The organism is Streptomyces sp. NPDC046900 (genome assembly GCF_040644975.1).
In the GTDB taxonomy this organism is placed as follows: domain Bacteria; phylum Actinomycetota; class Actinomycetes; order Streptomycetales; family Streptomycetaceae; genus Streptomyces.
The window spans coordinates 158,536-183,434 of the sequence record NZ_JBEYXD010000007.1 but is presented as its reverse complement, the minus strand read 5'-3'; the positions used below and the strand labels follow the sequence as shown (position 1 = coordinate 183,434).

The 24,899-nt window shown below is 69.0% G+C and carries 19 protein-coding genes; 8 read left to right on the top strand and 11 right to left on the bottom strand.

Annotated features, from left to right (window positions below):
* Positions 1 to 83: 83 nt before the first annotated feature.
* The 5 genes from ABZ904_RS10415 (at position 84) to ABZ904_RS10395 (ending at position 6,652) form a co-directional block, all read left to right on the top strand.
* Positions 84 to 953, top strand: coding sequence for an alpha/beta hydrolase (locus tag ABZ904_RS10415; protein WP_360992248.1), 870 nt, complete (start codon positions 84 to 86; stop codon positions 951 to 953).
* Between the two features lie 107 nt (positions 954 to 1,060).
* Positions 1,061 to 1,921 (top strand): DUF427 domain-containing protein, encoded by an 861-nt coding sequence (locus ABZ904_RS10410; protein WP_360992251.1) that lies wholly within the window; start codon positions 1,061 to 1,063, stop codon positions 1,919 to 1,921.
* A gap of 740 nt (positions 1,922 to 2,661) precedes the next feature.
* Positions 2,662 to 4,971 carry a SpoIIE family protein phosphatase gene (locus tag ABZ904_RS10405; protein ID WP_361822406.1) on the top strand — a complete coding sequence of 770 codons (2,310 nt, stop codon included), beginning with the start codon at positions 2,662 to 2,664 and terminating at the stop codon, positions 4,969 to 4,971.
* A gap of 671 nt (positions 4,972 to 5,642) precedes the next feature.
* Complete coding sequence (locus ABZ904_RS10400; protein ID WP_360992257.1) at positions 5,643 to 5,939, top strand: antibiotic biosynthesis monooxygenase; 297 nt, start codon at positions 5,643 to 5,645, stop codon at positions 5,937 to 5,939.
* Positions 5,940 to 6,016: 77 nt separating this feature from the next.
* Positions 6,017 to 6,652: a protein-L-isoaspartate(D-aspartate) O-methyltransferase gene (locus ABZ904_RS10395; protein ID WP_360992260.1), complete on the top strand. Its 636-nt coding sequence runs from the start codon at positions 6,017 to 6,019 to the stop codon at positions 6,650 to 6,652.
* A 156-nt stretch (positions 6,653 to 6,808) separates the two neighbouring features.
* Here the strand turns inward: ABZ904_RS10395 and ABZ904_RS10390 are convergent, their stop codons facing one another.
* From ABZ904_RS10390 to nthB, 8 genes are all read right to left on the bottom strand, one after another.
* Positions 6,809 to 7,342: a GNAT family N-acetyltransferase gene (locus ABZ904_RS10390; protein ID WP_360992263.1), complete on the bottom strand. Its 534-nt coding sequence runs from the start codon at positions 7,340 to 7,342 to the stop codon at positions 6,809 to 6,811.
* 76 nt (positions 7,343 to 7,418) lie between these two features.
* The gene (locus ABZ904_RS10385) at positions 7,419 to 8,423 is read right to left on the bottom strand and encodes a helix-turn-helix domain-containing protein (protein WP_360992266.1); all 1,005 of its coding nucleotides are present in this window, start codon (positions 8,421 to 8,423) and stop codon (positions 7,419 to 7,421) included.
* A gap of 268 nt (positions 8,424 to 8,691) precedes the next feature.
* On the bottom strand, positions 8,692 to 9,450 hold the full coding sequence (locus ABZ904_RS10380; protein WP_359400299.1) for an NPP1 family protein: 759 nt from the start codon (positions 9,448 to 9,450) through the stop codon (positions 8,692 to 8,694).
* A gap of 452 nt (positions 9,451 to 9,902) precedes the next feature.
* The gene (locus tag ABZ904_RS10375; RefSeq protein ID WP_359400196.1) at positions 9,903 to 10,562 is read right to left on the bottom strand and encodes a hypothetical protein; all 660 of its coding nucleotides are present in this window, start codon (positions 10,560 to 10,562) and stop codon (positions 9,903 to 9,905) included.
* A gap of 210 nt (positions 10,563 to 10,772) precedes the next feature.
* Positions 10,773 to 11,795 carry a hypothetical protein gene (locus ABZ904_RS10370; protein ID WP_360992269.1) on the bottom strand — a complete coding sequence of 341 codons (1,023 nt, stop codon included), beginning with the start codon at positions 11,793 to 11,795 and terminating at the stop codon, positions 10,773 to 10,775.
* A 376-nt stretch (positions 11,796 to 12,171) separates the two neighbouring features.
* On the bottom strand, positions 12,172 to 12,540 hold the full coding sequence (locus ABZ904_RS10365) for a nitrile hydratase accessory protein (protein ID WP_359400190.1): 369 nt from the start codon (positions 12,538 to 12,540) through the stop codon (positions 12,172 to 12,174).
* A complete protein-coding gene (gene nthA / locus ABZ904_RS10360) occupies positions 12,537 to 13,136 on the bottom strand; it encodes a nitrile hydratase subunit alpha (protein WP_359400187.1) in 600 nt (199 codons plus the stop codon). Before nthA ends, ABZ904_RS10365 begins: the two co-directional genes overlap by 4 nt.
* The gene (gene nthB, locus ABZ904_RS10355) at positions 13,133 to 13,819 is read right to left on the bottom strand and encodes a nitrile hydratase subunit beta (RefSeq protein ID WP_360992274.1); all 687 of its coding nucleotides are present in this window, start codon (positions 13,817 to 13,819) and stop codon (positions 13,133 to 13,135) included. Before nthB ends, nthA begins: the two co-directional genes overlap by 4 nt.
* A gap of 341 nt (positions 13,820 to 14,160) precedes the next feature.
* On the opposite strand from nthB, the gene ABZ904_RS10350 reads away from it, so the two are divergent.
* The gene (locus tag ABZ904_RS10350; RefSeq protein WP_359400181.1) at positions 14,161 to 14,640 is read left to right on the top strand and encodes a MarR family winged helix-turn-helix transcriptional regulator; all 480 of its coding nucleotides are present in this window, start codon (positions 14,161 to 14,163) and stop codon (positions 14,638 to 14,640) included.
* Between the two features lie 178 nt (positions 14,641 to 14,818).
* Here the strand turns inward: ABZ904_RS10350 and ABZ904_RS10345 are convergent, their stop codons facing one another.
* The 3 genes from ABZ904_RS10345 to ABZ904_RS10335 all read right to left on the bottom strand — a co-directional run bounded on the left by ABZ904_RS10345 (position 14,819) and on the right by ABZ904_RS10335 (position 18,949).
* A complete protein-coding gene (locus tag ABZ904_RS10345) occupies positions 14,819 to 17,062 on the bottom strand; it encodes a SpoIIE family protein phosphatase (protein WP_360992278.1) in 2,244 nt (747 codons plus the stop codon).
* Positions 17,063 to 17,153: 91 nt separating this feature from the next.
* A complete protein-coding gene (locus tag ABZ904_RS10340; RefSeq protein ID WP_360992572.1) occupies positions 17,154 to 18,242 on the bottom strand; it encodes a HoxN/HupN/NixA family nickel/cobalt transporter in 1,089 nt (362 codons plus the stop codon).
* Between the two features lie 437 nt (positions 18,243 to 18,679).
* Complete coding sequence (locus ABZ904_RS10335) at positions 18,680 to 18,949, bottom strand: CGNR zinc finger domain-containing protein (RefSeq protein WP_359400172.1); 270 nt, start codon at positions 18,947 to 18,949, stop codon at positions 18,680 to 18,682.
* A gap of 752 nt (positions 18,950 to 19,701) precedes the next feature.
* Between ABZ904_RS10335 and ABZ904_RS10330 the strand changes: the two genes are divergently transcribed.
* Both ABZ904_RS10330 and ABZ904_RS10325 read left to right on the top strand, forming a co-directional pair.
* Positions 19,702 to 22,089 (top strand): excinuclease ABC subunit UvrA, encoded by a 2,388-nt coding sequence (locus ABZ904_RS10330; protein WP_359400169.1) that lies wholly within the window; start codon positions 19,702 to 19,704, stop codon positions 22,087 to 22,089.
* A 540-nt stretch (positions 22,090 to 22,629) separates the two neighbouring features.
* Positions 22,630 to 24,753 carry a SpoIIE family protein phosphatase gene (locus ABZ904_RS10325; protein ID WP_359400166.1) on the top strand — a complete coding sequence of 708 codons (2,124 nt, stop codon included), beginning with the start codon at positions 22,630 to 22,632 and terminating at the stop codon, positions 24,751 to 24,753.
* Positions 24,754 to 24,899 lie beyond the last annotated feature (146 nt).

Sequence of the window (24,899 nt, the reverse complement as noted above, 5' to 3'; positions counted from 1 at the left end):
CCGCTAAAAGTGGATTGACAGGTTAGCGGGACCGTGGTCGACTGATTGAGTAACCACTCAAGCTCAATAGAAGGGTTAGGTCTATGGCTCCCACAGTCCACCACCGCACTGCCACCATCGACGGCCTCGAGGTCTTCTACCGGGAGGCCGGCGATCCGGAGGCACCCGCCGTGGTACTGCTCCACGGCTTCCCGACCAGCTCGCACATGTTCCGCCACCTGATCCCGGCGCTCGCCGACCGGTACCACGTCATCGCCCCCGACCACATCGGGTTCGGCCAGTCCGCGATGCCGTCGCCGCAGGATTTCCGCTACACCTTCGAGGCCCTCACCGAGGTCACCTCAGGGCTGCTCCAGCACCTCGGCGTCGACCGGTTCGCGATGTACGTACAGGACTACGGAGCCCCCATCGGCTGGCGGCTCGCACTCCAGGCCCCGGACCGCATCACCGCGATCGTCACCCAGAACGGCAACGCCTACGAGGAAGGCTTCGTCAAGCCCTTCTGGGACGGTGTGTTCGCCTACGCCAAGGACCCGCGACCGGACACCGAAGCCCCCATGCGCGGCGCCCTGACCGCCGAGGTCACCCGCTGGCAGTACCTCAACGGAGTCGCCGACCCCAGCCTCGTCAGCCCCGACAACTGGGTCCACGACCAGGCACTGCTGGACCGGCCCGGCAACCACGAGATCCAGCTCAAGCTCTTCCGCGACTATCCCACCAACGTGGACCTCTACCCGCAGGTCCACCAGTACTTCCGCGACTCCCAGGTCCCGCTGCTGGCGGTCTGGGGAGCAGGCGACGAGATCTTCGGCCCCGCAGGAGCGAAGGCGTTCGGCCAGGACCTGCCGAACGCCGAGATCCACCTGCTCGAGTCCGGGCACTTCGCCCTGGAGAGCCACCTCGAGACCATCACCGGGCACATCCGTGACTTCCTCGGCCGCGTCCTGGCCTGACGCACCCAGGGTCGAGGCGGCTGCGGTGGCCCTGACCGGGCACGACGCCCACCCGCACCCCGAGGTGCAGCCACCACGCCGCACCCCGCACCAGGAAGGAAAAGACCATGGGACTGTCCTGGCAGCAAGGCCCCCTCTCCCCGGGCGCGAACGGACACTTCCTCACCCCCGGACCCCCGCCGGAACGCATGCTGTTCGCCGAGCGGCTGCGTCGCCGCATGCGTGTGCGGTTCAACGACGCCTGGATCGCCGACAGCGAGAACGTGATCGTGCTGCACGAGCCGAGCCGGTACCCGGTGGCCTACTTCCCCCGCGAGGACGTGGATGAGCGGGCCCTGGTCGCGGGCGGCAAGGTGACCCAGCACAAGGACCTCGGTGACACCGCCTGGTACGCCGTCCACGTCGGCGACCGCACCACCGAACGTGCCGCATGGGAGTTCACCGCGCTGTCCAAACACGCCGCCGTACTCGAGGGCCATATCGCGTTCGCCTGGCGCGCGATGGACGCCTTCTACGAAGAGGACGAACGCATCCTGGGACACGCCGCGGACCAGTACCACCGTATCGACATCCGTGACACGTCCCGCACCCTGGAAGTCCGCCACGGCGACACCGTGGTGGCCCGCTCCGAACACCCCGTCGTGCTCTACGAGTCGGGATTCGCCCCGCGCTGGTACGTCCCGCGCGCCGATATCGACGAAACCCTGCTGCGCCCGGTGGAAGGCAAGACGTTCTGCCCCTACAAGGGCCTGTGCGACTACTACGACATCGGCGACGCCCGCCGTGCCGCCTGGTCGTACCCCGACGCCTACCGGGAGGTCGACCGGATCAACGACATGGTGTCGTTCGAGCCGGAACAGGTCGAGGTCTACCTCGACGGCGAGCGTCTCCATCTGGAGCCCGGCCAGACGGTCGTCCCCCATGGTGTCGACCGGGGGCTGGAGGCCGACGAGGGCAGGGCCGCCTGACGGCAACGGGAGGACCGACCGGAAACGGATCCCGACGACCGGAAACCCGGGCACCGCCCGCTCAGGGTGTCCGGTCGCCGCCGGTCAGGATCGTGGGCGGCGCGGGTCGGCGCCCATACCCGGCGGGGACGTGGCCGCCATCGGGGGGCGGCTGGGCGACCGCCTTGTCCTCGACCGGCACTGGCTCCACGGGACGCGTCGCGTCGCCCTGATCCAGATCCGAGCGTCTCTGACTGGCTTAGCAAGGCTGAGCGTTGCTCAGCCTTGGGAGCCAATCGCCTTCGTGCCCTGGTACTGAACGGCTGGAGCCGCCAGTCCGCGTGGCACGTCCCTGCGGACGCTGGTCGACCGGGCCGCAAGCCCCGACCGAGGAGGGTGCGGGCGTCGCCCGGGCGCCGGGCGTGCGCGCAGCACCCTGCCACAGGTTCGCTACGCTTCGCTAATCCAACTGGTGAGCCCGTTTCCACTCAATGCCACTCGACCGTGACCGTCTGTGATGGGGGACGGTCTTCCGCGGTAGCCCGGAAGGTGGCGTGACGCCGGTCCGACCTGGGGCGCCCCCGCGGCAGGCGGCAGCGCGTCTGATTGAGCGGTTCCATGGGGTCAGCGCTGTCTGCCGTTGGCGGTGGCCCGCCTGCGGAACCCACCATGGGGAGATGGGCGCGTTGCGTCGACCGGTGGCTGTTCGCGGCCCGGTGGCCCTGCCGCCCGGTGTGAGTGGGAGCGGAGGTGTGTGTTCCGTGTCCAGTAGTGACGTGCTCATGCGAATCGATGGCGCCGGCCGGGTGATCGAGTGGTCGCCCCTGGCGGCGGAGGCGTTCGGGTGGGCCGCGGAGGAGGTCATCGGCCGGACCGTGGGCGAACTGGTGCGTGAGGCCGGGATCGATGACGAATGGCTGCGGACTACATGCACGGCTATGCACGCTCTGGTGGTGATGCCGGTACTGACCGGATCTTCGGTGGTGTGGGAGCTGCGGGCCACCGCAGGTGCCTTTTCGCTGCGGGACCTGGCACTCCTGCGGGTCGTGTTCACCCAGTCGCCGGTGGGCGTGCACGTCCTTGACGACCAGCTGCGCATCGTCCGCGTGAACACGGCGGTGAGTGGTCTGCGTGGTTTCCCGGTCGACTCTCTGCAGGGCCAGGTGTTCAGCGAGGCCTACCGGATCACGGCGCCCGAGGAGGAGACGGCGGCGGCGCGCGGGGTGCTGGAGAGCGGCAAGCCGGCGCTGGACCGTCTGGTGCGATCCACGGTGGGCTCCACCGGCGGCAAGCCGAGGATCTACTCCGTCTCCTACGCACGTCTCGAGAGCGCGTGCGGTGACGTTGTGGGCCTCGCCGTCTCCACGCTGGACGTCACCGAACGGGAACGGGCACTGCAGCGTTTGAAGGTGCTGGAACAGGTCCGCAAACGGGTGGGGCAGCGGCTGGACGTCATGGGCGTGTGTGAGGAACTGGCCGACGCGGTCGTGCCCGCGGTCTCGGGCATCGTGGTGATCGAGGTGATCGAGGACGTGGTGCGCGGTGAGCAGCCACCGCTGGCCCCGGTCGATCCGGCCGTACCACTGCGCCGGGCCGCATTTCGGGGGCAGGCATCGGCGCATCCCGTGGGCGAGGTGCGGAAGCTGCCGGAGGGCACCCCCTTCTCGCGGGTACTGACCGATCTGCGGCCACGGCTCGTACAGGTGCAGGAGGACAGCGTCTGGCTTGCCGCCGACCCGGCTCGAGCAGAGGCCATCCGACGCTCCCACGCCCACTCCCTGATCGTCGCGCCGCTGTCCGTGCGGGGTGAGGCCCCGGGCGTGGTGAGCTTCTATCGCCACGGGCGGGAGGATCCGTTCGACGAAGAGGACATCGCGCTGACGTCCGACGTCTGCGCCCATACCGCGTTGTGCATCGACAATGCTCGCCGCTTCACCCAGGAGCGGACCATAGCCGCGACCGTGAAGCGCAAACTGCTTCCGCAGCGGCCGGCGAAGCCGTCCACCGTGGAGATCTCCCACCTGCACATTCCCGGACCCGGAGGCGGGGGTGCGTGGTACGACGTGATCGAGTTGGCGGGTGCGCGAACAGCGCTCATCGTCGGAGATGTCGCCGGACGGGGGATGGCCACGGCCACCACAATGGGGCAACTGCGGACGGCCCTGCACTCCCTGGCCGCCCTGGACCTGGAGCCGGACGAGTTGATGGCACGCCTGAGTGACACCGCCGCCCGTCTGGCCGCCGAACGAGCCGCGCTGCCGGCCGGCGACCCGCTGCACCGTGAGCCGCTCACGGCCGGCTGCCTGATCGTGGTCTACGACTCGGTGGAGCAGGAGTGCGCCATCGTCCGAGCCGGACTGCCGGAGCCTTTCGCCGTCGCCCCCGGCAGCAGCACGGTCAGAGTGCCCGTGGCGGCAGGCCCGCTGCTCGCCGGCACGGGCAGCGCTCCGTTCCCGGCCACCAAGATCACCGTCCCCGAGGGAAGCGTCCTGGCAGTGGTCAACGAGGAAATCCGCATGCCGTCCGCGTCGTTGGACTCTCTCCTGGAAAAGGGCGCGGCAAGGCCCATGGACGACCTGTGCGACACCATCGCCTACGCGCTCAGGGAGTGCGACGAGAGCGAGAAGCTCGTGCTGGTGGCCCGCACCAAAGCGCTGCCCCCGGATCGAGTCCTCACCTGCCCCTTGCCTTCCGACCCCGAGGCGGCGCCCCTCGCGCGTGCGGCGGTCCGCCGCCAGCTCAAGACCTGGCAGATCGACGAAGAGAGCGCCTTCACGACCGAGCTCATCGCCAGCGAACTCGTCGGCAACGCGGTCCGCTACGGCACCCCGCGCATCCGGCTGCGCCTCATCCTCGATCGGCTGCTGACATGCGAGGTCAGTGACTCCGCGACCAGCGCCCCGCACGTCAGACACGCCCGCACCGTCGACGAGACCGGACGGGGACTGTTCATCATCGCCAATGTCGCCGACAACTGGGGCACCCGCTTCAACTCACAGGGGAAGACCGTGTGGGCGCAGCAGCCCATCGGAGCGAGCCAGACCAGACCGCCCACGTACCAGCCGAGCTGACGCGCTGTTCCGCCGGAGCTCGCGGCACGCATGGTCTGATGGAGAAGGCGATGGTCGCCGGGAGGCGTTCCGCACGGCCGTGACGCCTCCTGTGGCACTTGCGCCGACGGCGCCCCAGGAGACGGGGCCGACGCGTGGGATCAACGGGTCATGTCGACTCCGGGGCGCACCACCCGTCGGCCTCACGGGCGTGCGGGCCCGGCCGTCCGAAGTCCCGCGGCGCGCACAGGCTCCGCCATGACGGAGAGCGGGACATCGGTCAGGCTTTGCGCCCCGGCCACAGGCTCCTTGCGCGGCTGGGCCGGCGGGACCGCCCGGGCCGGACGGACCGCAGCGTCTTCGCGTAACCGGACCAGCGGGAGTCGTGTCTTCTTCCTCGGCGCGGCAGGGCATGGGACACGCGCGCGGCCAGGTTCGAGAGGGTGGTCGGGTTGGACTTGGAACGCGAGATGGTCATGACCCGCCTCCGGGGCGTGTGGTGGAAGGGGTGCGCACCAGAAGAGGGTGCGTGTGCTGCCAGCGTCCCCCAGAAAGTCATACGGCGCATCTCTCCCGTGTGCGCTGCCGCCGCGGGGTGCCGGCGGCTCTGCTCGCCCAGGCGGAACCCGTGGTCGGCTCCTATGGTGGTGGAAAGGACCTTCATCGGGGCGGTCGCATCGAAGGAGGCCAGGATGGAAGAGAAGTACGTCTGGATCACCACGCGCCGCATCAAGCCGGGCAGCCTGGAGGAGTTCGAGCGGGCATGGCGTCCGCACTCGCACCCCGGCGGCATGAGCCGTGCCTTCGCCTACTGGTCCGACGACGGGCAGGAGATCATGGGCGTGTCCTTCTGGGAATCCCAGAAGTCGTGTGACGCATGGCGGTCCTCCGACGAAGAGGCACGCCGACGGGACGCCATGGCACCGTACGTCCTTCAGGAGGAAAACTCCTTCTACCGAGGCCGCGAACTGGCCGTCCCTCAGGGCTAGAACGGCAGTTCCGCCGCCTACGTCTCCGGTGGGGTGAGCGGCCCGTGGATGTCGTGTCCGGTAGGCCCGAGGATCTCGTGCGGGCCCTCAGAGCTGTCGGGGTCAGGGACGAGCGGCTGCTCGAGGCGGTGCGGATGACGCCCCGGGCGGAATTCGTGCCGGCCGCTCTGGCGGCCTCCGCCTACCAGGACAAGCCCCTGCCCATTGGACAAGGGCAGGTCACCACGCAGCCGTCGCTGTCCGCCATGATGATCGAGAGCCTTGACCTCGACGGGAGCGAGCACGTCCTCGAAGTCGGTACCGGTCTCGGCTACCAGACCGCCCTGCTCGCCCGGCTGGCCGCCGACGTGGTCACCATCGAGACCCGGCCCGGCATCGCACGGCAGGCCGACGAGAATCTCGCGCGACAGGGTGTACGGAACGTGGAGTTGAGGGTCGGAGACGGCACCGAAGGCGTTGCGGACCGCGCCCCGTTCGACGCGGTGGTCGTGTCGGCCGCGTTCCCGGAGGTACCCGCACCGCTGGTGGCGCAGATACGGCCGTCCGGCCGCCTCGTCCAGCCGATGGGCCCGGGCGGGGACGAGCAGGTGGTGTGCTTCGTGCGCACCGCTTCGGGACTGGAGCAGCGGCGTGTCCTGACCGCGGCGTGCTTCGTCCGGCTCCAAGGACGGTACGGCTTTCCACCGGACAATACGGAAGCCCCTGGGGAATAGCCGGACCCGCAAGCTGCCGGGGCTCCCAAGCAGGCAGTGTCGTCCGACGTTGCCCCACGGGGCTGTTGACCTGGAGGCGCTCCCGGCCGAGAGGCAAGCTGAGTCCTGCCTCGGCGTGGTCGTGGCCGGAGCGAGCGTGGCTTGGCGCGTGGGCCGTCATGCCATCGCGGTTGGTGGAGCGTCGTCGACGAATCCCAGTCGTCGGTTCATTCCGATGGCCGGCGCGTTGCCGGGGTGATGGAGCGTCCGCAGCCAGCGCACGCCGGCAGAGCGTGCGTAATCGATGGCCAGGAGCTTCATGGCCAGCGAGAGTCCCCTGCCGCGATGGCCGGCCAGGACTCCGGTCATCTCGCTGAAAGCGTGTCCTTCCGGGCGGATCGACGTCGCCGCCATGCCGACCCACGACCCACCGTTCACGGCGAGGACGACACCTCGGGGGTCATATGTGGGAGTCTCGATGCGCTGAGCGAGGTACTCGTCGAACGTGTAGAACTCGCCCCGCCCCGGGATGTCGGCGGAGCACGTCCTGTTCAGGTCATAGAGTGCGCGCCGATTCCTGGCCGCGTCGCCGACGGCCGCCATGGTCGTGAACTCGACGCCGGCCTGTCGGCAGCGACGAAGGTACGGCTCGAACCGAGCACCGTCGAACGCGTCCAGATCAAGCTTGAGCCGAACCCATTCAACGCCCACGAGTACCTCCAGTCCCGGGAACGCCCCGAGCCTACCTGGGGGAGCACGTATCGGGGCGCACGCTGGTTGATGCGCTTCACAGCCAGCCGCGGCGTGCCGCGGCGAGGCTCGCCTGGAAGCGTGTCGACGCCCCGAGGCGTTCCATCAGCCGCTGGATACGCCGCTGAGTCGTCCGCTCGCTCCAACCCTGGGCGCGGGCGATGGCGGAGTCGGTGAGACCCGAGGCGAGCAGGTTCAGCAGGGACTGGGTCTCCGGGTCGGGCTTCGACGTCTCGGAGGACAGGGAGTCTGCTTCGGGCCCAGCGGTGCCGGTCCCGTCGGTGTCCCGCAGCGGGACGGCCCGTTCCCACTCCGCCTCGAACAAGGCCTCCAAGGCCGCGAGAAGGGGGGAACGGTGGATGAGGTAGGCGGCCGACTGTCCCTGCGACGCGAGGCTGAAGGGGACGACGGCCACCTCACTGTCGCTGATCACGAGCTTCAGGGGCAGTTCGGGGCGTATCCGTGCCTTCTCGCCCGTTCTGATGCTGGAAAGTATGTCGCCCTGCATCCGCCCCGGCCAGGCGGCTGCTTCCCGGTCGTAGACGACCCGATGGGCGATTCCGGCCCGCTGGCGCTGCGTCTGCACGTCCAGGTTGGTGCCGGGCCGGTTGACGTACGGTGGCCGGTCGAACCCACGGACCTGCTCGCGGGCGTCGAGGATAAGCCTGCGGGCCACTCTGCTGAGCTCGTCCCGGTCGGTGAGGAGTTCGACGCCGAGATCCGGATGGGCGACCCGCGTGGCCTCGCGGTGCATGTCCATCAAGCGGTGCACCGCGGAGCGGGCCTCGTTGAGCTGCTCCTCCCGTTCCTGGATGAGTGTGGTCACGGCGACATCGGGGGCAGTGGCCGAATAGCGCGGCGGACGTACGGCCGCCTTGGTCGCCAATCTGTCGGCCACGAGCTTCGACAGCAGTCGCCCCACCTTGGCCGAAGGCAGCCCACAGGCCGCACCGAGCTCCGACGCGGTGCAGCGCGGATGTGCCACCAGAGCCACGTAGACGCGCTCTGTTTCCTCCGCAAGCCCCAGGACGTCAAGTCCCATTGATCCTCCGCCGTGCTCATGGCGGCCTTCGCCACATGGTGAACTTCGGCCGTCCACAGTCCCTTGTGCCAGCTGCGCTGCGCTGACATCTTCCACCACGGGGCTCCGCCGCCGTCAGGCGGTGGCAGCAGTTCGGACCGGCCGTGGACGGCGCCATCACCTCGCACGACGAGGCGCGCGTGAGTGGGACGGGCAGCGACGAGGCCGCCCGCCCCACCGTGATCAACGGTTCTTCCTACGGTGGCCCGTCAACCGTCAGCGGCTGCGCTCAGGCATTCGGGTCGAAGGGGATGCCGGACGGCATGGAGTGGGCGAGGTGGTAGTTGAAGTCGCTGTCCCTGATCTTGATGGTGGCCGCGCCGAAGTCGGCGCTCATGAGCTTGTCACGGAAGCCGCTCGGGTAGCCGTTCCAGCCCACGAGGCGGGGATAGAACCAACCGCCTGTGGCGTTCTCGGGCGGTTCGTCATTGTTGTTGGCGAAACGGAAGCAGTGCGTCGAAACGCCGTCCTTGTGATAGACGACCTTCGGATGGGTTCCGTCGAAGCGCACGGAGGAGCGCGGTTCCACCTGGTAGCCGCTGTGCTGGGAGACCGACACGTACTGCACTTCGTTGTTGTTGATCCAGACCACGACGTGCTCCCAGTCGTGGGTGTGGCCGATGGCGGCAGGACCGAGCGTGGCCTGGTCCTTTTCGAAGTAGCTGGCGTACATCACGGCGCACCAGCCGTTGTTGCACTTCTCGCGCGAGTAGGTGTTGGCGTTGGCGAGTTGGGCGTAGTCGTGGCAGTGCCCGTTGACGTCGCCGCCGAGCTTCAGGCCCGGGTTGATGGTGCCGTCGGCGCCGATGGCGGCTGTGGCGTAGCAGCCGTCCTTGTCGTAGTCGTAGGCGGGGGAGAAACTCTGCTCCAGGCCGTCGGCGTTCTGCGGCAGCAGAGTCAGGACGTTGGCGTTGGCGACAGTCGGAGTCGCAATGATCAGTGCTGCCGCGCCGAGGGCGCTCGCGAGCGCGGACCACCGCAGCCGCAGAGAGCGCAGTGCTCCGGACGACCTTCGTACCGGCCGTCTTCCAGAAGACTTCTGACGGTGCATCAGTGCTGAGAACATCGATCCTCGCTGGGATTCGTCCCCACTCGCCTCGGACTGTCTTGCTGTGCCGGACATCGCATAGACGGCACCGGCAGGTGCAACCGCATCTGCCCTGTGGTGCCGTTCGACGTCAAGTGGTCCAGTAGCGGCCGAAGTTGTTGCGGCGACTGCCGAGGCAGGAGTGCGGATGGATGGGAGGTGATCCTCCCCAGGAGGAGCGCGCGATACCCAAAGGGCGGCTGAACATTACTGCGAGCGCGACTGAACGTGGGGGAGCGGCCCATACCAGCAGGCTCGCGAGAGACTCTGGGTCTGCATTGGCGCTGACACGAGTTCGAGCCGGGTACCGGCTTGAGCCGGCCCCGGCTTACTGGTCGATGGTGCAGCGACGCTTACAACTCGGCTGCGGCGGACTCGATTTCACGGCGTGTGTGGTCCATGAGCTCACTCAGTTCGTCCATCTTGGAGTCGAGTTCCGCGGCGCGCGGCGCCACCTGCTGGAGCCACGCCACCGTGGCCAGAGCCAGCTCGACGGCCTTGTGTACCTGGCCGTCGCCGAGCAACTCCTCGATCTTGAAGGCGATGCCGCCGAGCGTCTCGTCGTCCGTCTCCGGTACCAGATAACCCTGGAGTCCCGGTGGGTAGGGTGTCCGTTCCCTGGATTCGCGCAGGGCGGTGACGACCGCCGACTCTTCGCTGAATTGGTCCAGGAGCCCGATGAAGACGTACAGCCGTGCCACCAGTCGCGGCCGGCCCGGGTACCGGTCCAGCCACGTCACCAGACCCTGATGACCCTCCAGGTAGTCGATGACCTGCGTCATCGCCCCGGCCAGTGTGTTGGGCAGGGACCAGTGGAACGGCAGCAGCCGTGCCACTTGGTCCGCGAGCGCCGCCTCACGCGGGGCATCCAGCGTGCCCGCGACGAAGTCACCGATCAGCGCGGTGTCCAAGCCGTAGCCGGTGGGCGTCGACCGGTCCTGCGAGCTGCGGGACGCGTCATGGCGCAGACGCAGGAGCTCGTCCGCGATCTTGCTCAGCAGTTTCTCGTGCATGAACCCTTCGAGCAGGTCATACGCTGCTCTTCCCTTCGCGTGGAAGTTCGTCCTGGCCGCAAGCTGCGCGGTGCGCGTTCGAGGCAAGCAGGTGCCCGGAGCCCGTACCTCTACGGTTCCACCCGATGCGGGGGAGTGCGTGCTGGCTGGTCCAAGCAGGTTACGAAGGATGCCCGTCCGCCGATGGCTGGCGCCTCCGTCGAGGCTCGGTTACCCCTGTCGAGGCTTCGCCGCGTGGTAGGTCGAGCGTCCCCACACCAGCAGTGCGGATGCCACGGCCCAGGCGGCGAGAGTCGCCAGGGGAGCGATGGCGTGGGCTCCGTCGAAGTAGCTCAGGTCGGTGATCGCGCGCACGGCCGCTCCTGGAGGCAGAACGGCTGAGACCGCGTGCGCGACGCTGGGGAGCAGATCCGCTCCGATGGTCGCCCCGCTCGTCGCGTTGCCGACCGTGAGCAGCAGAAGCGTGGCCACGGGGATACCCACCGGGCCGAGATAGGTCCCGAGGAGTTTGGTGGTGAAGGCCGCGGCAGCAGACAGCAGTGCCAGGGTCATCGCCAGCAGTGGGAAGGGAGCAGGTACAGCGCCCAGGACCGGCCCGGCCAGTGTGGCGGCGACGATGCCGGCGGCCACCGCGAAGCATGCCATCAGGGTGAAACGGTGCCGGAGATGCAGGAGCTGGGACAGCCCGAGGACACTTTGCGCCAGGGCGAAGCCGGAGAGGGTGACGCCGAAGGCGACGTAGAAACCTGCCAGGCCCCGGCTGTCGTAGCGGGCCAGCGGCACGGCATCGGTCATCTTCACGGTCTTGCCCGCACCGTGGGCATAGGCGGACACCAGACTCTCCACGGCGCTGGTGGTGGACAACCCGTTGGCTCCGGCGACCCTGAGGGACAGACCGCCTCCTCCCCGCTTGGTCACCACCGCGACGACGTCCCGGTGCTTCAGCGCATGGTCCGCCGCAGCGGTGTCCGGCTCCGGACGGATGTCGATGCTGTCGCCGAGGGCGTGCTGGATCTGCGTGGACAGGTGGCTGCCGACCACGGCGACCGGGAGGTGATGTGGCTTTGGAGCGCGCGCCAGCCCCACGTAGCAGCTGATGAAGGCCGAGACCACGATCAGCCCGATCAGAGACGGCTGCAACCAAGCCCGGACGGGTGTCCGCTTGGTCGGCGGCTCCTGGGGCGGGTGGACGGCCGTGCTGTCGTGCAGTTCAGCGGTGGAACCGGGCTGCATGGGGATTCCCTTGAGTCTCGAGGCTGGACCGGTGGTAGCGGGACACTCGACAGCTCACCTTTGAGCCCTGAGCAACATGACCATGCGACGTTAGCTTATGTCTGGCCGGTGCTCTGAACATGAGCCAGCAGAGTGATCGGCCGCAGCTCGGCGCGCGGAGTATGCAGAGGGGGCTGACCGAGTACACAGGCCATTTATGAGGCGAGCTGGAGACGAACGCGTCGCGCTCGGCCTTCTAAGCCAACATTGGCAATGTCTTAACGCTTATTTCGCCCATTCATCCGGACGAGGGACAGTCCGCCGACCCCGGACTGTTAGTGACGATCCGGGGCTCGGCGCCGATGTCGCAGTCGGCGGTGAGGGAGAGCGGCCTGGATCAATGGTCGTGGTGGTGGCCGTGGCCGTGATCGTCCCGGTGGTCATGGCCCGCGGGGCGTTCTGACAGGGCTTGGGTGCGTGCGGTGATCTCGTCCGTGGACACCGCGCACAGGCCGACGAGCACGTCCTCGAGGGCAGCCAGCCACAGCTGGTAGTAGTTGTAGGGCTCGTCCTGCGCCGCCGCGGTCTCCCATGCTCTGATCCGGGCGATCAGTGCGGCCTGGAAGTCCGGCCAGGTGAACGCTCCCGCCTCGTACAGGCTGACGGCCATGCCGAAGGCGCGGCTCTCCCAGGGTTCGGCGAACACCAGCTCGCCGTTGGCGCGGGGCGGTGCGGCGGGGCCCTCGATGTCCAGTGGCGCGCTCATGATGCTGTCACCTTGGCCACGCCGACCATCGCGTCCCGGGTCACCAGCGGCACGAGTTCTTCCTCGGTCAGGTGCTCGGTGCCGGCCGGACGCTCGGGCAGGACCAGCCAGCGCACCTCGCTGGTGGAGTCGTGGACGGTGATCCGTACGTCGTCGTCGAGTTCGAGTCCCATCTCGGACAAGACCGTGCGGGGTTCCCTGACCACGCGCGAGCGGTAGGCGGGGTCCTTGTACCAGCTCGGCGGCAGGCCGAGCACCGGCCACGGATAGCACGAGCACAGCGTGCAGACCACGACGTTGTGAGTGGTGGGGGTGTTCTCCACGACGACGATGTGCTCGCCCTGCGCACCGGAGAAGCCCAGTTCCTTGATGGCGGCGGTGCCGTCCTGGAGCAGCCGTCGCCGGTAGTCCGGGTCGGTCCAGGCCCTGGCGACGACCTTGGCGCCGTTGAGCGGGCCCACGTTGGTCTCGTACTCGGTGATGATCCCGTTCATCACCTTGGGGTCGATCAGGCCCCGCTCGGTGAGCAGTTGCTCGAGCGCCTCGGTGCGCAGTGCGACCGGAAGGCGCTCGCCGGATCCGGGGGTGGTGGTCATGAGGTGGTCTCCAGGTAGCTTTCGTACATTTCCGCGGTGATCGAGAAGGGTTCGACGTCGGCGCCCCACAGTTCGCGTGAGTCGAATCGCACCGAGTAGACGTGCTGCGGGTTCTCGCCCTGGAAGTGGGCGTTGGTGTCCGGCAGTACGGCGGCGGGCTGGACGGCGTCGACGACACCGATGTGTCCGCGCGCATAGCCGGGCAGCCGGGTGTGCCCGGGCGGCGACATGTCCTTGGCCCGTACACGCTCGCCGACGGCGAAGACCGGGGCGGTGTCCACGGTGCGCAGTGAGCCCTCGGCGGTCGGGGCGTAGTCGGGCCTGGCGGGCTCCGGGATCGGTGGCTCCTCGACGTGTTCGCCGCGCAGATTGCGGGCGCGGGCGTCGATCGCTCCCGGTGCCAGGATGGAGCGTTCGGTGAGCATCAGCTCCGCGCCGTTGAGCCAGCGCCCGTAATAGCCGTCCTCGAGGTAGGCAGCCCGGTCCAGGCGCTCGTGCGCGTGTCTGAAGGCGTCCGTGTTGACGCCGCCGCACGCAACGCGGCTGGAGAGGATCCCCAGCGCGAAGGCTCGGCGCTGCCACGGTTCCTCGAAGACCGGTTCATCAGGCCTCGGCGGGTGAACGGGGCCCCATCCCGGGGTTCCTCCCATGTCGGCAATACCATCCACGGCACAACCTCGCATATGAGATCAATACGGAATTGCTACTCGAATCGTATTCAGTCAGACGCATCCGTCTCCACGGCGGCGATCGTCCGCAAGCCCGCCGAACGGAGTGCCCTGCATCCAGGGATCCGCCGGTCCGCCGCCCTTGTGCCGGCGCCCGGAGGGGGACGTCAAGGCAGGGCGGACGCCTACGAGCATATGCGCGTATTGATGGGACGGCAAGGCCGGATCATTGAGGCGGCCACGCATTCGTCTCGGCCTCGCGCGGGGTGCTCGTGTCCGCAAGGGGTGATATCGCAGGTCCCGCCCATCGGCGGCATGCCGGCCGCCCCTTCAATTTGCGAGCACGTACTCCTATCATGGGTGCGAGAGCCCTGGAGGAGACCATGCCCACTACGCCGACGGACCTCGCCGACACCTGCAACAACCTGGCACTGCGCAAAGCGTCCCGATATCTCGGCGCGACCTATGACAAGGCCCTGGCGCCGGTCGGTCTTCGTGCGACGCAGTTCAGCATCCTGCAGAAGCTCAGTGCGGCGGGCGAAATGACGATCACCAGCCTCGCCGAGGGGATCGCCATGGACCGCACCACGATGGCCTCCAACCTCAAGCCGCTCGCGCGCGAGGGTCTGGTGACCGTCGAACCGTCGGCAGCCGACCGCCGCGCGCGGATCGTCACGATCACTCCGGACGGCGTCTCCCGCATGAAAGCGGCGCTGCCGCTGTGGCGCGCCGTCCAAGCCCGGTTCGAGGAGAGCTTCGGAGCCGGCGACGCAGCCCAGCTGCGCGCCTCTCTGGAAGCCGTCCTCGGCACCGGCTTCCAGCCCTGGGCCGAGTGACGACACGCTCGCTCCGAGCGGTACGGGGAGCAAGCCGGGGCCGTCCGGACGTCGCCGGGGCCCGAACACGTCCGATCGGCCGACAGTAGGCCCGACCGTCATGCGCCGACCGAGACCATCGGCCGCCCGGAGCGACGGTCTGGGCACAACGCGTGCCGGCGGGCACGGACGGGACGCGTCACGGCTCGTCCAGCGGGATGCGCATATCCAGTGACACCGTCTTGCCCCGCCCGTTGGGGGAGCTGTTCCACGGTCCGGCCAGGGCCTCGACGATGAGGAGACCGCGGCCGTGCTCGGCTGCCGCGTTCTCCCCTTCGGTCAGCGCCAGGTGCGAGGGTATGGGCGGGTTGCTGTCGGAGTCCCTCACCTCCAGCCGGACATGATCCGCGAAGGCCCGCAGCCGGACATCGACGTCGCTGTCCGCGTGGATGAGCGCGTTGGTGACGACCTCGGACGCGATGAGCTGAAGGTCGTCCGAGATGTCCGACAGCCCCCAGGAGGACAGCCGGTCGGCCACGAAGCCGCGGGCCGTCTTGACTCCCTGCAGGTCGCGGCGGGGGATCTGCAGATTCCCCGTTCGGGGCGCACCCTCGCCGACGGCACCTTCATAGCGGGCCAGGAGCAGCACCGCGTCGTCCCGGCGGTGCTGGGGGCCGGGATCCTCGGCGATGAGGTGGTCGGCCAGTTGTTCCAGATCGGCCCCAGCTGCGTGGCTGCCCGAGCGGAGCAGTGCTCGCGCACCGGATCCCGGGTCGCTCGCGTGCCAGTCGACCAGACCGTCGGAGTAGAGCATCACGACGGATCCGGGCTCAAGGACGTGCTCACGCCCCCAGTAGGCATCCGGCATCCTGACGCCCAGGGGCACGTTCGCGGGGGCCTCCAGGGTGCGGACACTCCCGTCGGGGCCGCGCACCAGCGGTTCGGGATGGCCGGCCAGGGCCACCTCGGCCATGCCGTCGGTCGTGTCCAGGGCGACGACGCAGCAGGTCACAAGCAGGTCCGTACCCAGTTCGGTGAGCAACCTGCCGGTACGGTCGATCACCGCCGCGGGGCGATGTCCTTCGGTCGCATAGGCGGCGACCGCGGTGCGCACCTGCCCCATCACGGCGGCGCTCTCCATGGCGTGGCCTTCCACGTCGCCGACGACCAGCACCATCCGTTCACCCGGCAGTTTGATCACGTCGTACCAGTCACCACCCACCATGGACGTGGCCGTGGCAGGTCGGTAACGCGCTGTGGTGGTCAGTCCGGGCAGCTCGGAGAGCGTGGAGGGGAGAAGCGTCCTTTGGAGGTATTCGGCGACTTCATGCTGCCTCTCACTCAGATCGACGCGTTCCAAGGCCGCGCCCAGCATTTCCGCCATTATGCTCAGGACCGCCCTTTCCTCGGGCGGAAAGCCGCGGGGTCCTTGGAACGTCAGACAGAAGGCGCCGACGACGTTCCTGCACCCGACGAGAGGGAGGTCGGTGGCCTTCCGGCATCCGATGAGAGGCAGGTACGCCTCGGATTGGACGTCGCTGTCGGACCTCCCGGAGTCGGCCGGCCGCGCACAGATGAACAGCGGGCGCCCTCGGACCGCCTCCGCTGCCGGGATACTGGAGTCCAACCGGGCGCCATGGAGGCTCTTGACCAGGCCGCACGAGGCCCCGCTGTGTCCGAGGACCCAGAGGCGGCCCTCGGACGCCGAGGTCAGGACCAAGGCCTGGGCGTCGAACGGGTCCATGACGCAGTACTGGGCTGCCGCGACGATGTCGTCCATGGTCGTGATCTGGTTCAGCAGGTCGGCGAGTCGCCGCACCGGATACATGAGGCTCATGCCCCCGGAGCCGGGGACGTCGGCCACTCCCCAGCCCGGTGTGCAGACGTTCGTGTCCGCATCCGTCCCGGCCGGTACGAGCACCGGCATGGGACCGGGCTTGATCTCCGCCCCGCTCGCGGCGAGCTTGGCGAGGGCCGTCGCAAGCTCGCTCCCTATCTGCTGCAAGCGCGATCGGTCATGCTCCTGGTAGTCGCCCTGTTCCTCCGTCCGAAGGACGGTGAGGGCACCGAAGCGCTGGTCGGCGGCGATGACGGGGGCCGCGAGGGCGACGTACGGATAGGGCGGCACATGCTGCTCATGGCCCGCTTCGGTCTGGTACGGATCGGCCAGGATCTCCACACGTCCCGAGGCCAGCGCGCGTGCCGAGGCGTAGGACGCGTCCAGCTCCATCCGTCCCGGAAGTGTGAACAAGGAGGGGAGACCGCCGACGATCAGCGCGACTCGGATCTCGGTGGCGTCCTCGTCGAGGAGGTACACGCCTGCCGCCACCGCGTTCAGTCGGCAGAGAGCCTCGCGGACGGCGCAGTGCAAGACCGCCGTGAGATCCGGGCTCAGAGTGGACCGGCATCTACGGCGGTGTTGTCCGACGGCACTGTTCGTCACAGAACGGCTCCCTCAAGCGCGAGTATAGGTTGAGCGGTGATCTGTCGCTTCCGCGCGCTGGGGCACTGTGCGGCGCAACCCGCGCGTGCTCTCAGCCCGTGCCGGCCCGGCCGGCCGCATGCTTCCAGCGGTGCTCGACCTTCGCGATGCGCCAGTAACCCACCGCGCATGTCCACACGAGCACGAAGACTCCGACGATCACGAAGCCGACATTGTTGAGATCGACCGCGGAGATCTCGCCGGTGATCGGGTCGGTCAAGCCGAGCTGGTCGTGCAGGGAGCCGATCAGCTCGATCGTGCCGATCAGAAACGCGACGGCGATGGACAGGCCGGTGATGGTGAGGTTGTAGTAGACCTTGCGGACCGGGTTCGAGAAAGCCCAGTGGTACGCGAAGTTCATGAACGTCCCGTCCAGGGTGTCGAACAAGCTCATCCCGGCGGCGAACAGCAGCGGCAGGCAGACGATCGCGTACCACGGCAGCCCGGCTGCGGCGCCGGAGCCGGCCATCACCATCAGCGTGACCTCGGTGGCGGTGTCGAACCCGATTCCGAAGAGCAGCCCTACCGGGTACATCTGACCAGGGTGGGAGACGGACCGGGTGAGCCGGCCCAGGACGCGGTTCATGAAGCCGCGGCTGTCCAGGTGCTTGGTCAGCTCGTGCTCGTCGAATTGGCCTGCGCGCATCGCCTTGAACACCCGCCAGATCCCGGCGAGGGCGAGCACATTGAGCGCGGCGATCAGGTACAGGAAGCCGCCCGAGGCCAGCGTGCCGACCACCCCCAGATGGCGGCGAGTGCTCGAGTCGTCGTTGGTCAGCGTCGTCGTCAGCCGTGCACCCGCGGCGATCCCGGCGGCCAGCAGTGCCACGACGGTGGAGTGGCCCAGCGCGAACCAGAAGCCGACGGAGACGGGGCGCTTGCCGTCGGCCATGAGCTTGCGGGTGGTGTTGTCGATCGCGGCGATGTGGTCGGCATCGAACGCATGCCGTACGCCGAGCGTGTAGGCGGTCACGCCGAGCCCGAGGCCGAAGACCTCACCGCCGACCTTGTAATGGTGTGGGGCCACGAGCGCGGCCAGGATGCCGAACGCCACCAGGTGCAGCACTGCGATCACTGCCAGCAGCCCGCCGGTGCGCAACCAGTCCCGGCGCTCCCAGCGAGGGATCGGCACGGCTGACATCGCGCGGGGAAGGACAGCGGTCGGGTAAGGGTTTTCGGGCAGAGTCATCTAGGGCCGGCCTCTCCAGCGCCTCATGGATGGATTTCGTGCGGTGCCGTGGCCGGTCTCCTGGCTGACGGGGAAGTCCTCTGCGCTGCCGGCCCGGCTCTCGGGGCCGCCCTGCCCCATTCCGCACTTAGGAGCATACGCTCCTAAGTGTCGACGAGCACAGACCGCGGTCCCCGGAGCTGAGTCACAGTGTCGAGTCCCGCGCCTTTCCTCCCGCGGGAAGGGAAGTCAGCGCTCGTCCAACTCCGGACCCTGGATGAGTCCGAGCTGCCCGAGGACGTACAGCCGTACTCCTCTGTGTGCGCGGCATGGCCACCGGCTGAGGCGCTCTCGGTGACTGCGCCGCCGTCACAGCGACGGCCGGCCCTGTCGTGCTGGGGAAGTCGCGTCTACGACGCGTTCTCGGCCCGCTGCCGTGCCCTGTAGGCCCGCGGATTTGCCGCGTCGCCGCAGACCTTGACGTCGTGCCGGACCCCGCTGTTGTTCCTCGACCGGTCGAAGAACGCGGTGCCGCACCGGTCGTTGCGGCACATCCTCAACCGCGGCCAGGTCCCGGCCTGTTGGGCCTCGGAGATCTCGATCAGGGCCAGGGCTGCGAGCCGCCGCCACCCGGTGCCACGCGGTTCCAGGTGGGCCTCTCCGTTCCCGCCGAGCTGCATGGCGATGGCCGCCGTGTGCAGCGGGGGAAGTGCGGCGTCGCGGCTCTGGCCGGTGGCCCGGCGCAGAGCGTCCCGGGAAGGCTCGCAGCTCCTCCTGGTCCTGAGGGGCGAGTTCTATGCCGGCCAGGGGATTGCCGGTGACCCGGCTCCACTCGGGCAGCGCCTGGTCGAGCCAGGCCTGAGCCGCGGCGGGATCCGCCAGCAGGCCGGCCGTGCGGGGCTTGCCGGCGGAGATCGTGGGCGAGGGCCCTTCGCCTGCGGTGACCGGACCGGTCAGAAATGGAGAAGCCAAGGTCACCCGGCCACGTCTAGCCTGACCGCCATGAGCATCACCGTTCACTGGACCTTCCTGCCGCATGACGACCCCGACGCATCCGCGGCCTTCCAGCGAGGGTGAAGGCGAAGTCCGCGAGATCGACGCGCTACCGGCAGGCGTTGGGGGGGAGGTCCGTGGCGCAATCCGTTGCGATGTGCGTGAGCCGGCCACGTGCCGCTGGTTCCGTCCGCATCTTCCCGCGCCGCATCCAGGCTGGGATGCCCGTCCGTCGGCTGAAACACGATGGCAGCCGGCCGGTCGGACGTCTGGCCGGCGCGCTCCGCACGGCCGCGGTCCAGAGGCTCGACGGGCCGAAGCCTCGATGCCGCCTGGGCGCCTTCGCCGGGCGCGACCCAGGACGACGTCAGCCGGTCGGAAGCCGCACCACGCCGGTCGACACCGCCGATAAGGTAGACAGCCGAAAGATGGAGACACGATGAGCATGGCCATGAGGACCGACACGCAATCGTCTGCGCCGTACGTTGCCGACAGTCACGATCTGATCCGCGTGCACGGCGCGCGCGAGAACAACCTCAAGGACGTCAGCATCGAGATCCCGAAGCGACGGCTGACGGTCTTCACCGGCGTCTCCGGTTCGGGCAAGAGCTCATTGGTGTTCGACACCATCGCCGCGGAGTCGCAGCGGCTGATCAACGAGACGTACAGCGCCTTTGTGCAGGGCTTCATGCCGACGCTGTCGCGACCCGAGGTGGACGTCCTCGACGGGCTGACGACCGCGATCATCGTCGACCAGCAGCGGATGGGGGCGGACCCGCGATCCACGGTCGGTACCGCCACCGACGCCAATGCCATGCTGCGCATCCTCTTCAGCCGGCTCGGACAGCCTCACATCGGCCCGCCCAGCGCCTACGCCTTCAACGTCCCCTCGGTCCGGGCCAGCGGTGCGATCACGGTCGAGCGTGGTGACAAGAAGGCGGTGAAGGCGACCTTCACCCGCACCGGCGGCATGTGTCCCCGTTGCGAGGGCCGGGGTTCGGTCACCGATCTCGACCTCACCCAGCTCTTCGACGACTCCAAGTCGCTCAACGAGGGCGCGATCACCGTCCCCGGCTACAAGTCGGGCGGCTGGAACTACCGGCTCTACAGCGAGTCGGGCCTCTACGACGCGGACAAGCCGATCCGCAAGTACACCAAGAAGGAACTCCACGACTTCCTCCACCGCGAGCCGACCAGGATGAAGATCGCGGGGATCAACATGACCTACGAGGGTCTGATCCCGCGGATCCAGAAGTCGATGCTCTCCAAGGACCGGGAGGCGATGCAGCCGCACATCCGGGAGTTCGTGGACCGGGCGGTCACGTTCACCACCTGCCCGGAGTGCGAGGGGACCCGGCTCAGCGAGGGAGCCCGGTCGTCGAAGATCAAGGGGATCAGCATCGCCGACGCGTGTGCGATGCAGATCAGCGACCTGGCCGAATGGGTCCGCGGGCTCGACGATCCGTCGGTGGCGCCGCTGCTCACCGCGCTGCAGCACACGCTCGAGTCGTTCGTGGAGATCGGGCTCGGCTACCTCTCGCTCGACCGGCCCGCGGGCACGCTGTCGGGCGGTGAGGCACAGCGCGTCAAGATGATCCGTCACCTCGGCTCCTCGCTCACCGACGTGACCTACGTCTTCGACGAGCCCACCACCGGCCTGCACCCCCATGACATCCAGCGGATGAACGACCTGCTGCTGCGGCTGCGGGACAAGGGCAACACGGTGCTCGTCGTGGAGCACAAGCCCGAGGTCATCGCGATCGCGGACCACGTCGTCGACCTCGGCCCCGGCGCCGGTACGGCGGGCGGCACCGTCTGCTTCGAAGGCACCGTCGAGGGCCTGAGGGTCGGTGGCACCATCACCGGCCGCCACTTCGACGACCGGGCCTCCCTCAAGGAGACGGTGCGCAAGTCCACCGGCACGCTGGAGATCCGCGGCGCGGCGACACACAACCTGCAAGGTGTCGACGTCGACATCCCGCTCGGGGTGCTGGCCGTCGTCACCGGTGTCGCCGGCTCCGGCAAGAGCTCGCTCGTCCATGGGTCCATCCCCGCCGGCGCGGGCGTGATCTCGGTCGACCAGAGCCCGATCCGGGGCTCCCGGCGGAGCAACCCGGCGACGTACACCGGACTGCTCGAACCGATCCGCAAGGCGTTCGCGAAGGCCAACGGCGTCAAGCCGGCGCTGTTCAGTGCCAACTCCGAGGGCGCCTGCCCCACGTGCAACGGCGCCGGTGTCGTCTACACCGACCTGGCGATGATGGCCGGTGTCGCCTCCACCTGCGAGGACTGTGAGGGGAAGCGCTTCGAGGCCTCGGTCCTCGACTACCACCTCGGCGGTCGCGACATCAGCGAGGTGCTGGCCATGTCGGTGACGGAGGCCGAGGAGTTCTTTCGCGCCGGCGAGGCACACACGCCGGCCGCGCACCGCATCCTCGAGCGACTCGTCGACGTCGGGCTCGGCTACCTCGCCATCGGCCAGCCGCTCACGACGCTGTCCGGCGGCGAGCGGCAGCGGCTCAAGCTGGCCACCCATATGGCCGACAAGGGCGGCGTCTACGTCCTCGACGAGCCGACCGCCGGTCTGCATCTCGCCGACGTCGAGCAGCTGCTCGGCCTGCTCGACCGGCTCGTCGACTCCGGCAAGTCGGTCATCGTCGTCGAACACCACCAGGCGGTCATGGCCCACGCCGACTGGATCATCGACCTCGGTCCCGGCGCAGGCCACGACGGCGGGCGGATCGTCTTCGAGGGCACACCCGCCGACCTCGTCGCCGCCCGCTCAACCCTCACGGGCGAGCACCTCGCGGCCTACGTCCGCGCCTGACCCGGTTCCTTGAGGACGCGGTGAGACGAGTCCGTTCATCCGCTCGGACTCGTCCCGCTCACGGAGCCGACACCCACTGCGGTGCGCCGGGCGCGGTGGCTCTGGATGCTGGTCACCGTTCGGCGGGCGTATCGTCCCTGTATGGGCGGCGCCGACGTGCCCGTAGTGGCTGACGCGGTGCTACGCAGCCGGGGCCGACGGGCCCTGGGCACCGGCGCCGGGCATGTGTCCCGGCAGGTCGGTAGGGTGCGCGGCTTCGGTGGCAGCCGGCCGCCCAGGTGCGTACGACGATGACGCAGGCCGCCGCAGATCCGGTGCAGAGAGGCAGGCCGCGGCGCTGCCGGCGTTCTGTCATAAGGCCGCAGCAGGCCGGGGAGGCTGCCGGCACATGGTTCCGCGCCGACCACGCGGCCGATGCCGACGGGTCGGCAGGGAGCCGACAGGGCGGAGTGCGACGCCGGTCCGGGCCTGAGCGCCCGACCGCCCTGGGGTTCAGTCCGGCCCAGGACCGTTCACGTTTCAGGAGGGCGGTGAAGAGGTGTGCAACGGCTTACCGCCCCTGGTTCCGTCTCGGGTTGGGCAGACCTGGACGGTCTCCTGCGCCGCCTCGTGCAGGATGCCGGTCCCTCGGGCGGCATGCTGTTCCTCCTGCCGCCGGGGGAGCGGGTGCTGCAGTTGGCGATGGTGTACGGGTCCTCCTGGCACATCGTCGCCCCCTGGGCGCGGATCGGGGTGGACGAGGCGATCCCGGCAGCCGAGGCGGTACGCGAGCGGCGTCTGGTGTGGGTAGGCAGCCCGGAGGAGCTGGCCACTCACTACCCGAGGCTCCGTTTCGTGGTGCCGCACGACCACGTGGTGGCGGCAGCGCCCATCATCACCGGCGATGCCGTGTGGGGTACGGCGTGTCTGCTGTGGCCCGCCTGGCACCCCCCGCGGCTGGGCCCGGACGAACGCGAGGCGCTCGATGTCTTCTGCCGCCAGGCGGGCCCGCTGCTTCAGCGGGCGGCCGCCCGCAGCTGCCCCCTTCTGCCGACGGCCGAGCCGCGGGTGCTGGAACCGGTGCGCTCCTGTATCCCGGACCGGGCCGAAGCCCTGGCCGCCCATGCCTTCGCCGCCCGCCTGCCCGGCGCGCTCTCGATGGATCTGGACGGCCGGATCACCTACCTCAGTGAGGCTGCCGCCGACCTGCTCGGTGACGGCGTCGCCTCCGGCCTGCTGGGCGTACGCCCGTGGGAGCGTCTTCGCTGGCTCAGCGATCCCACCTTCGAGGATCGTTTCCGTGCCGCGGTCATCAGCCGCCGGCCCACCGTCTTCACCGCCCTGCGCCCACCGGATCGGCGGTTGTCCTTCCACCTCTACCCCGACGCCTTCGGCGTCAGCATCGACATCGCTCCTCTCCCGCACGATCAGGCCGCCGCGTCCGAGACATCCACCCAGCCGCCCGCGGGACCGGCCGGGGCCGCAGCGCTGTACCACCTCATGCACCTGGCGGCGACCCTCACCGAGACGGTGGGGGTCAAGGACGTGGCCGACAGGGTCGCCGATCAGCTGGTGCCCGGATTCGGTGCTCAGGGCCTGGCCCTGATGACGGTGGACGACGGACGACTGCGGATCGCCAGCCACCGCGGATACAGCCGCGCGTTCGCGGCCCGCTTCGACGGCGAGCCGCTGACCTCGCACACACCACGCGTACGGGCACTGACGACAGGGACCCCGATCTTCTTCTCGAGCTTCGCCGAGTTCCAGCGCGTCTACCCCGGAGCCGTCCGCTACGGCGACAGGAACGCGTGGGCGTTTCTGCCGCTGATCACCTCCAGTCGTCCCATCGGCCTTTTGCTTCTGTCCTACGACCGGCCCCGGCACTTCCCTCCGGCCGAACGGACGATCCTGATCTCGCTGACCGGCCTGATCGCCCAGGCCCTGGACCGGGCCCGCCTCTACGACGCCAAGCACACGCTCGCCTGCACCCTGCAAAAGGGCCTGCTGCCGCAGAAACTGCCCCGGATCCCCGGTCTGCAGGTCGCCGCCCGCTACCTCGCCGCCGGCCAGGGCATGGACATCGGCGGCGACTTCTACGACCTGATACGTGGCGACGACACCAGCGCCTACGCGGTCATCGGCGACGTCCAGGGGCACGACGTGCAGGCCGCCGCCCTCATGGGGCAACTCCGCACCGCCGTCCATGCCCACGCCGCCGTCGGTATGGAGCCCGGCGCACTCATGACCAGTACGAACCGGCTCCTGTGCGATCTCAACCCAGGACTCTTCGCCAGCTGCTTGTACGCCCACCTCGACCTGACCCGGCACTGTGCCCGACTGGCCGTCGCCGGACACCCCCCGCCGCTGCTTCGCCACCCCGGCGGCCGCACCGAAACCCTCCTGCTGCAGCCCGGCCCGCTCCTCGGCATCACCCCGGATGCCGACTACCCCACTGCCGACATCCCGCTGCCCCCCGGCACCACCCTCACCATGTACACCGACGGTCTCATTGAGGCCCCGGGGATCGACATCGACCACGCCATCGCCGGCCTCGCCGATCAATTGGCCCGCGCCCGCGACGGCGACAGCATGGAGACTCTCATCGAGGCACTCCTCCATCGGGCGGCACAGACCATCACCCCCACCGACGACATCGCCCTGCTCCTCATACACACCACGACGTGATCCGCGGGCCGCGGAACTCGCCCCGTGTTCAAGTGAGTCTCATGCCGCCTCCCGGGCGGCGCGCGTGCGGTCCGCTGCACCATCCGGCGGCGGTCGTGGCCGTTCGCGGGGCGCCCGTTCGGAGTTGTCCGGGCGGGGGGGCTCCG

What these genes read in the sequence shown, in the direction of transcription:
- nthB (WP_360992274.1), bottom strand. Translation starts at nt 13,819, where the DNA reads ATGCGAGGTTGTGCCGTGGATGGTATTGCCGACATGGGAGGAACCCCG.
- ABZ904_RS10335 (WP_359400172.1), bottom strand. Translation starts at nt 18,949, where the DNA reads ATGCAGCTCGGCGGGAACGGAGAGGCCCACCTGGAACCGCGTGGCACC.
- ABZ904_RS10365 (WP_359400190.1), bottom strand. Translation starts at nt 12,540, where the DNA reads ATGAGCGCGCCACTGGACATCGAGGGCCCCGCCGCACCGCCCCGCGCC.
- ABZ904_RS10340 (WP_360992572.1), bottom strand. Translation starts at nt 18,242, where the DNA reads ATGTCAGCCGTGCCGATCCCTCGCTGGGAGCGCCGGGACTGGTTGCGC.
- ABZ904_RS10385 (WP_360992266.1), bottom strand. Translation starts at nt 8,423, where the DNA reads ATGGGACTTGACGTCCTGGGGCTTGCGGAGGAAACAGAGCGCGTCTAC.
- ABZ904_RS10410 (WP_360992251.1), top strand. Translation starts at nt 1,061, where the DNA reads ATGGGACTGTCCTGGCAGCAAGGCCCCCTCTCCCCGGGCGCGAACGGA.
- ABZ904_RS10400 (WP_360992257.1), top strand. Translation starts at nt 5,643, where the DNA reads ATGGAAGAGAAGTACGTCTGGATCACCACGCGCCGCATCAAGCCGGGC.
- ABZ904_RS10415 (WP_360992248.1), top strand. Translation starts at nt 84, where the DNA reads ATGGCTCCCACAGTCCACCACCGCACTGCCACCATCGACGGCCTCGAG.
- ABZ904_RS10330 (WP_359400169.1), top strand. Translation starts at nt 19,702, where the DNA reads ATGAGCATGGCCATGAGGACCGACACGCAATCGTCTGCGCCGTACGTT.
- ABZ904_RS10370 (WP_360992269.1), bottom strand. Translation starts at nt 11,795, where the DNA reads ATGCAGCCCGGTTCCACCGCTGAACTGCACGACAGCACGGCCGTCCAC.
- ABZ904_RS10375 (WP_359400196.1), bottom strand. Translation starts at nt 10,562, where the DNA reads ATGCACGAGAAACTGCTGAGCAAGATCGCGGACGAGCTCCTGCGTCTG.
- nthA (WP_359400187.1), bottom strand. Translation starts at nt 13,136, where the DNA reads ATGACCACCACCCCCGGATCCGGCGAGCGCCTTCCGGTCGCACTGCGC.
- ABZ904_RS10350 (WP_359400181.1), top strand. Translation starts at nt 14,161, where the DNA reads ATGGGTGCGAGAGCCCTGGAGGAGACCATGCCCACTACGCCGACGGAC.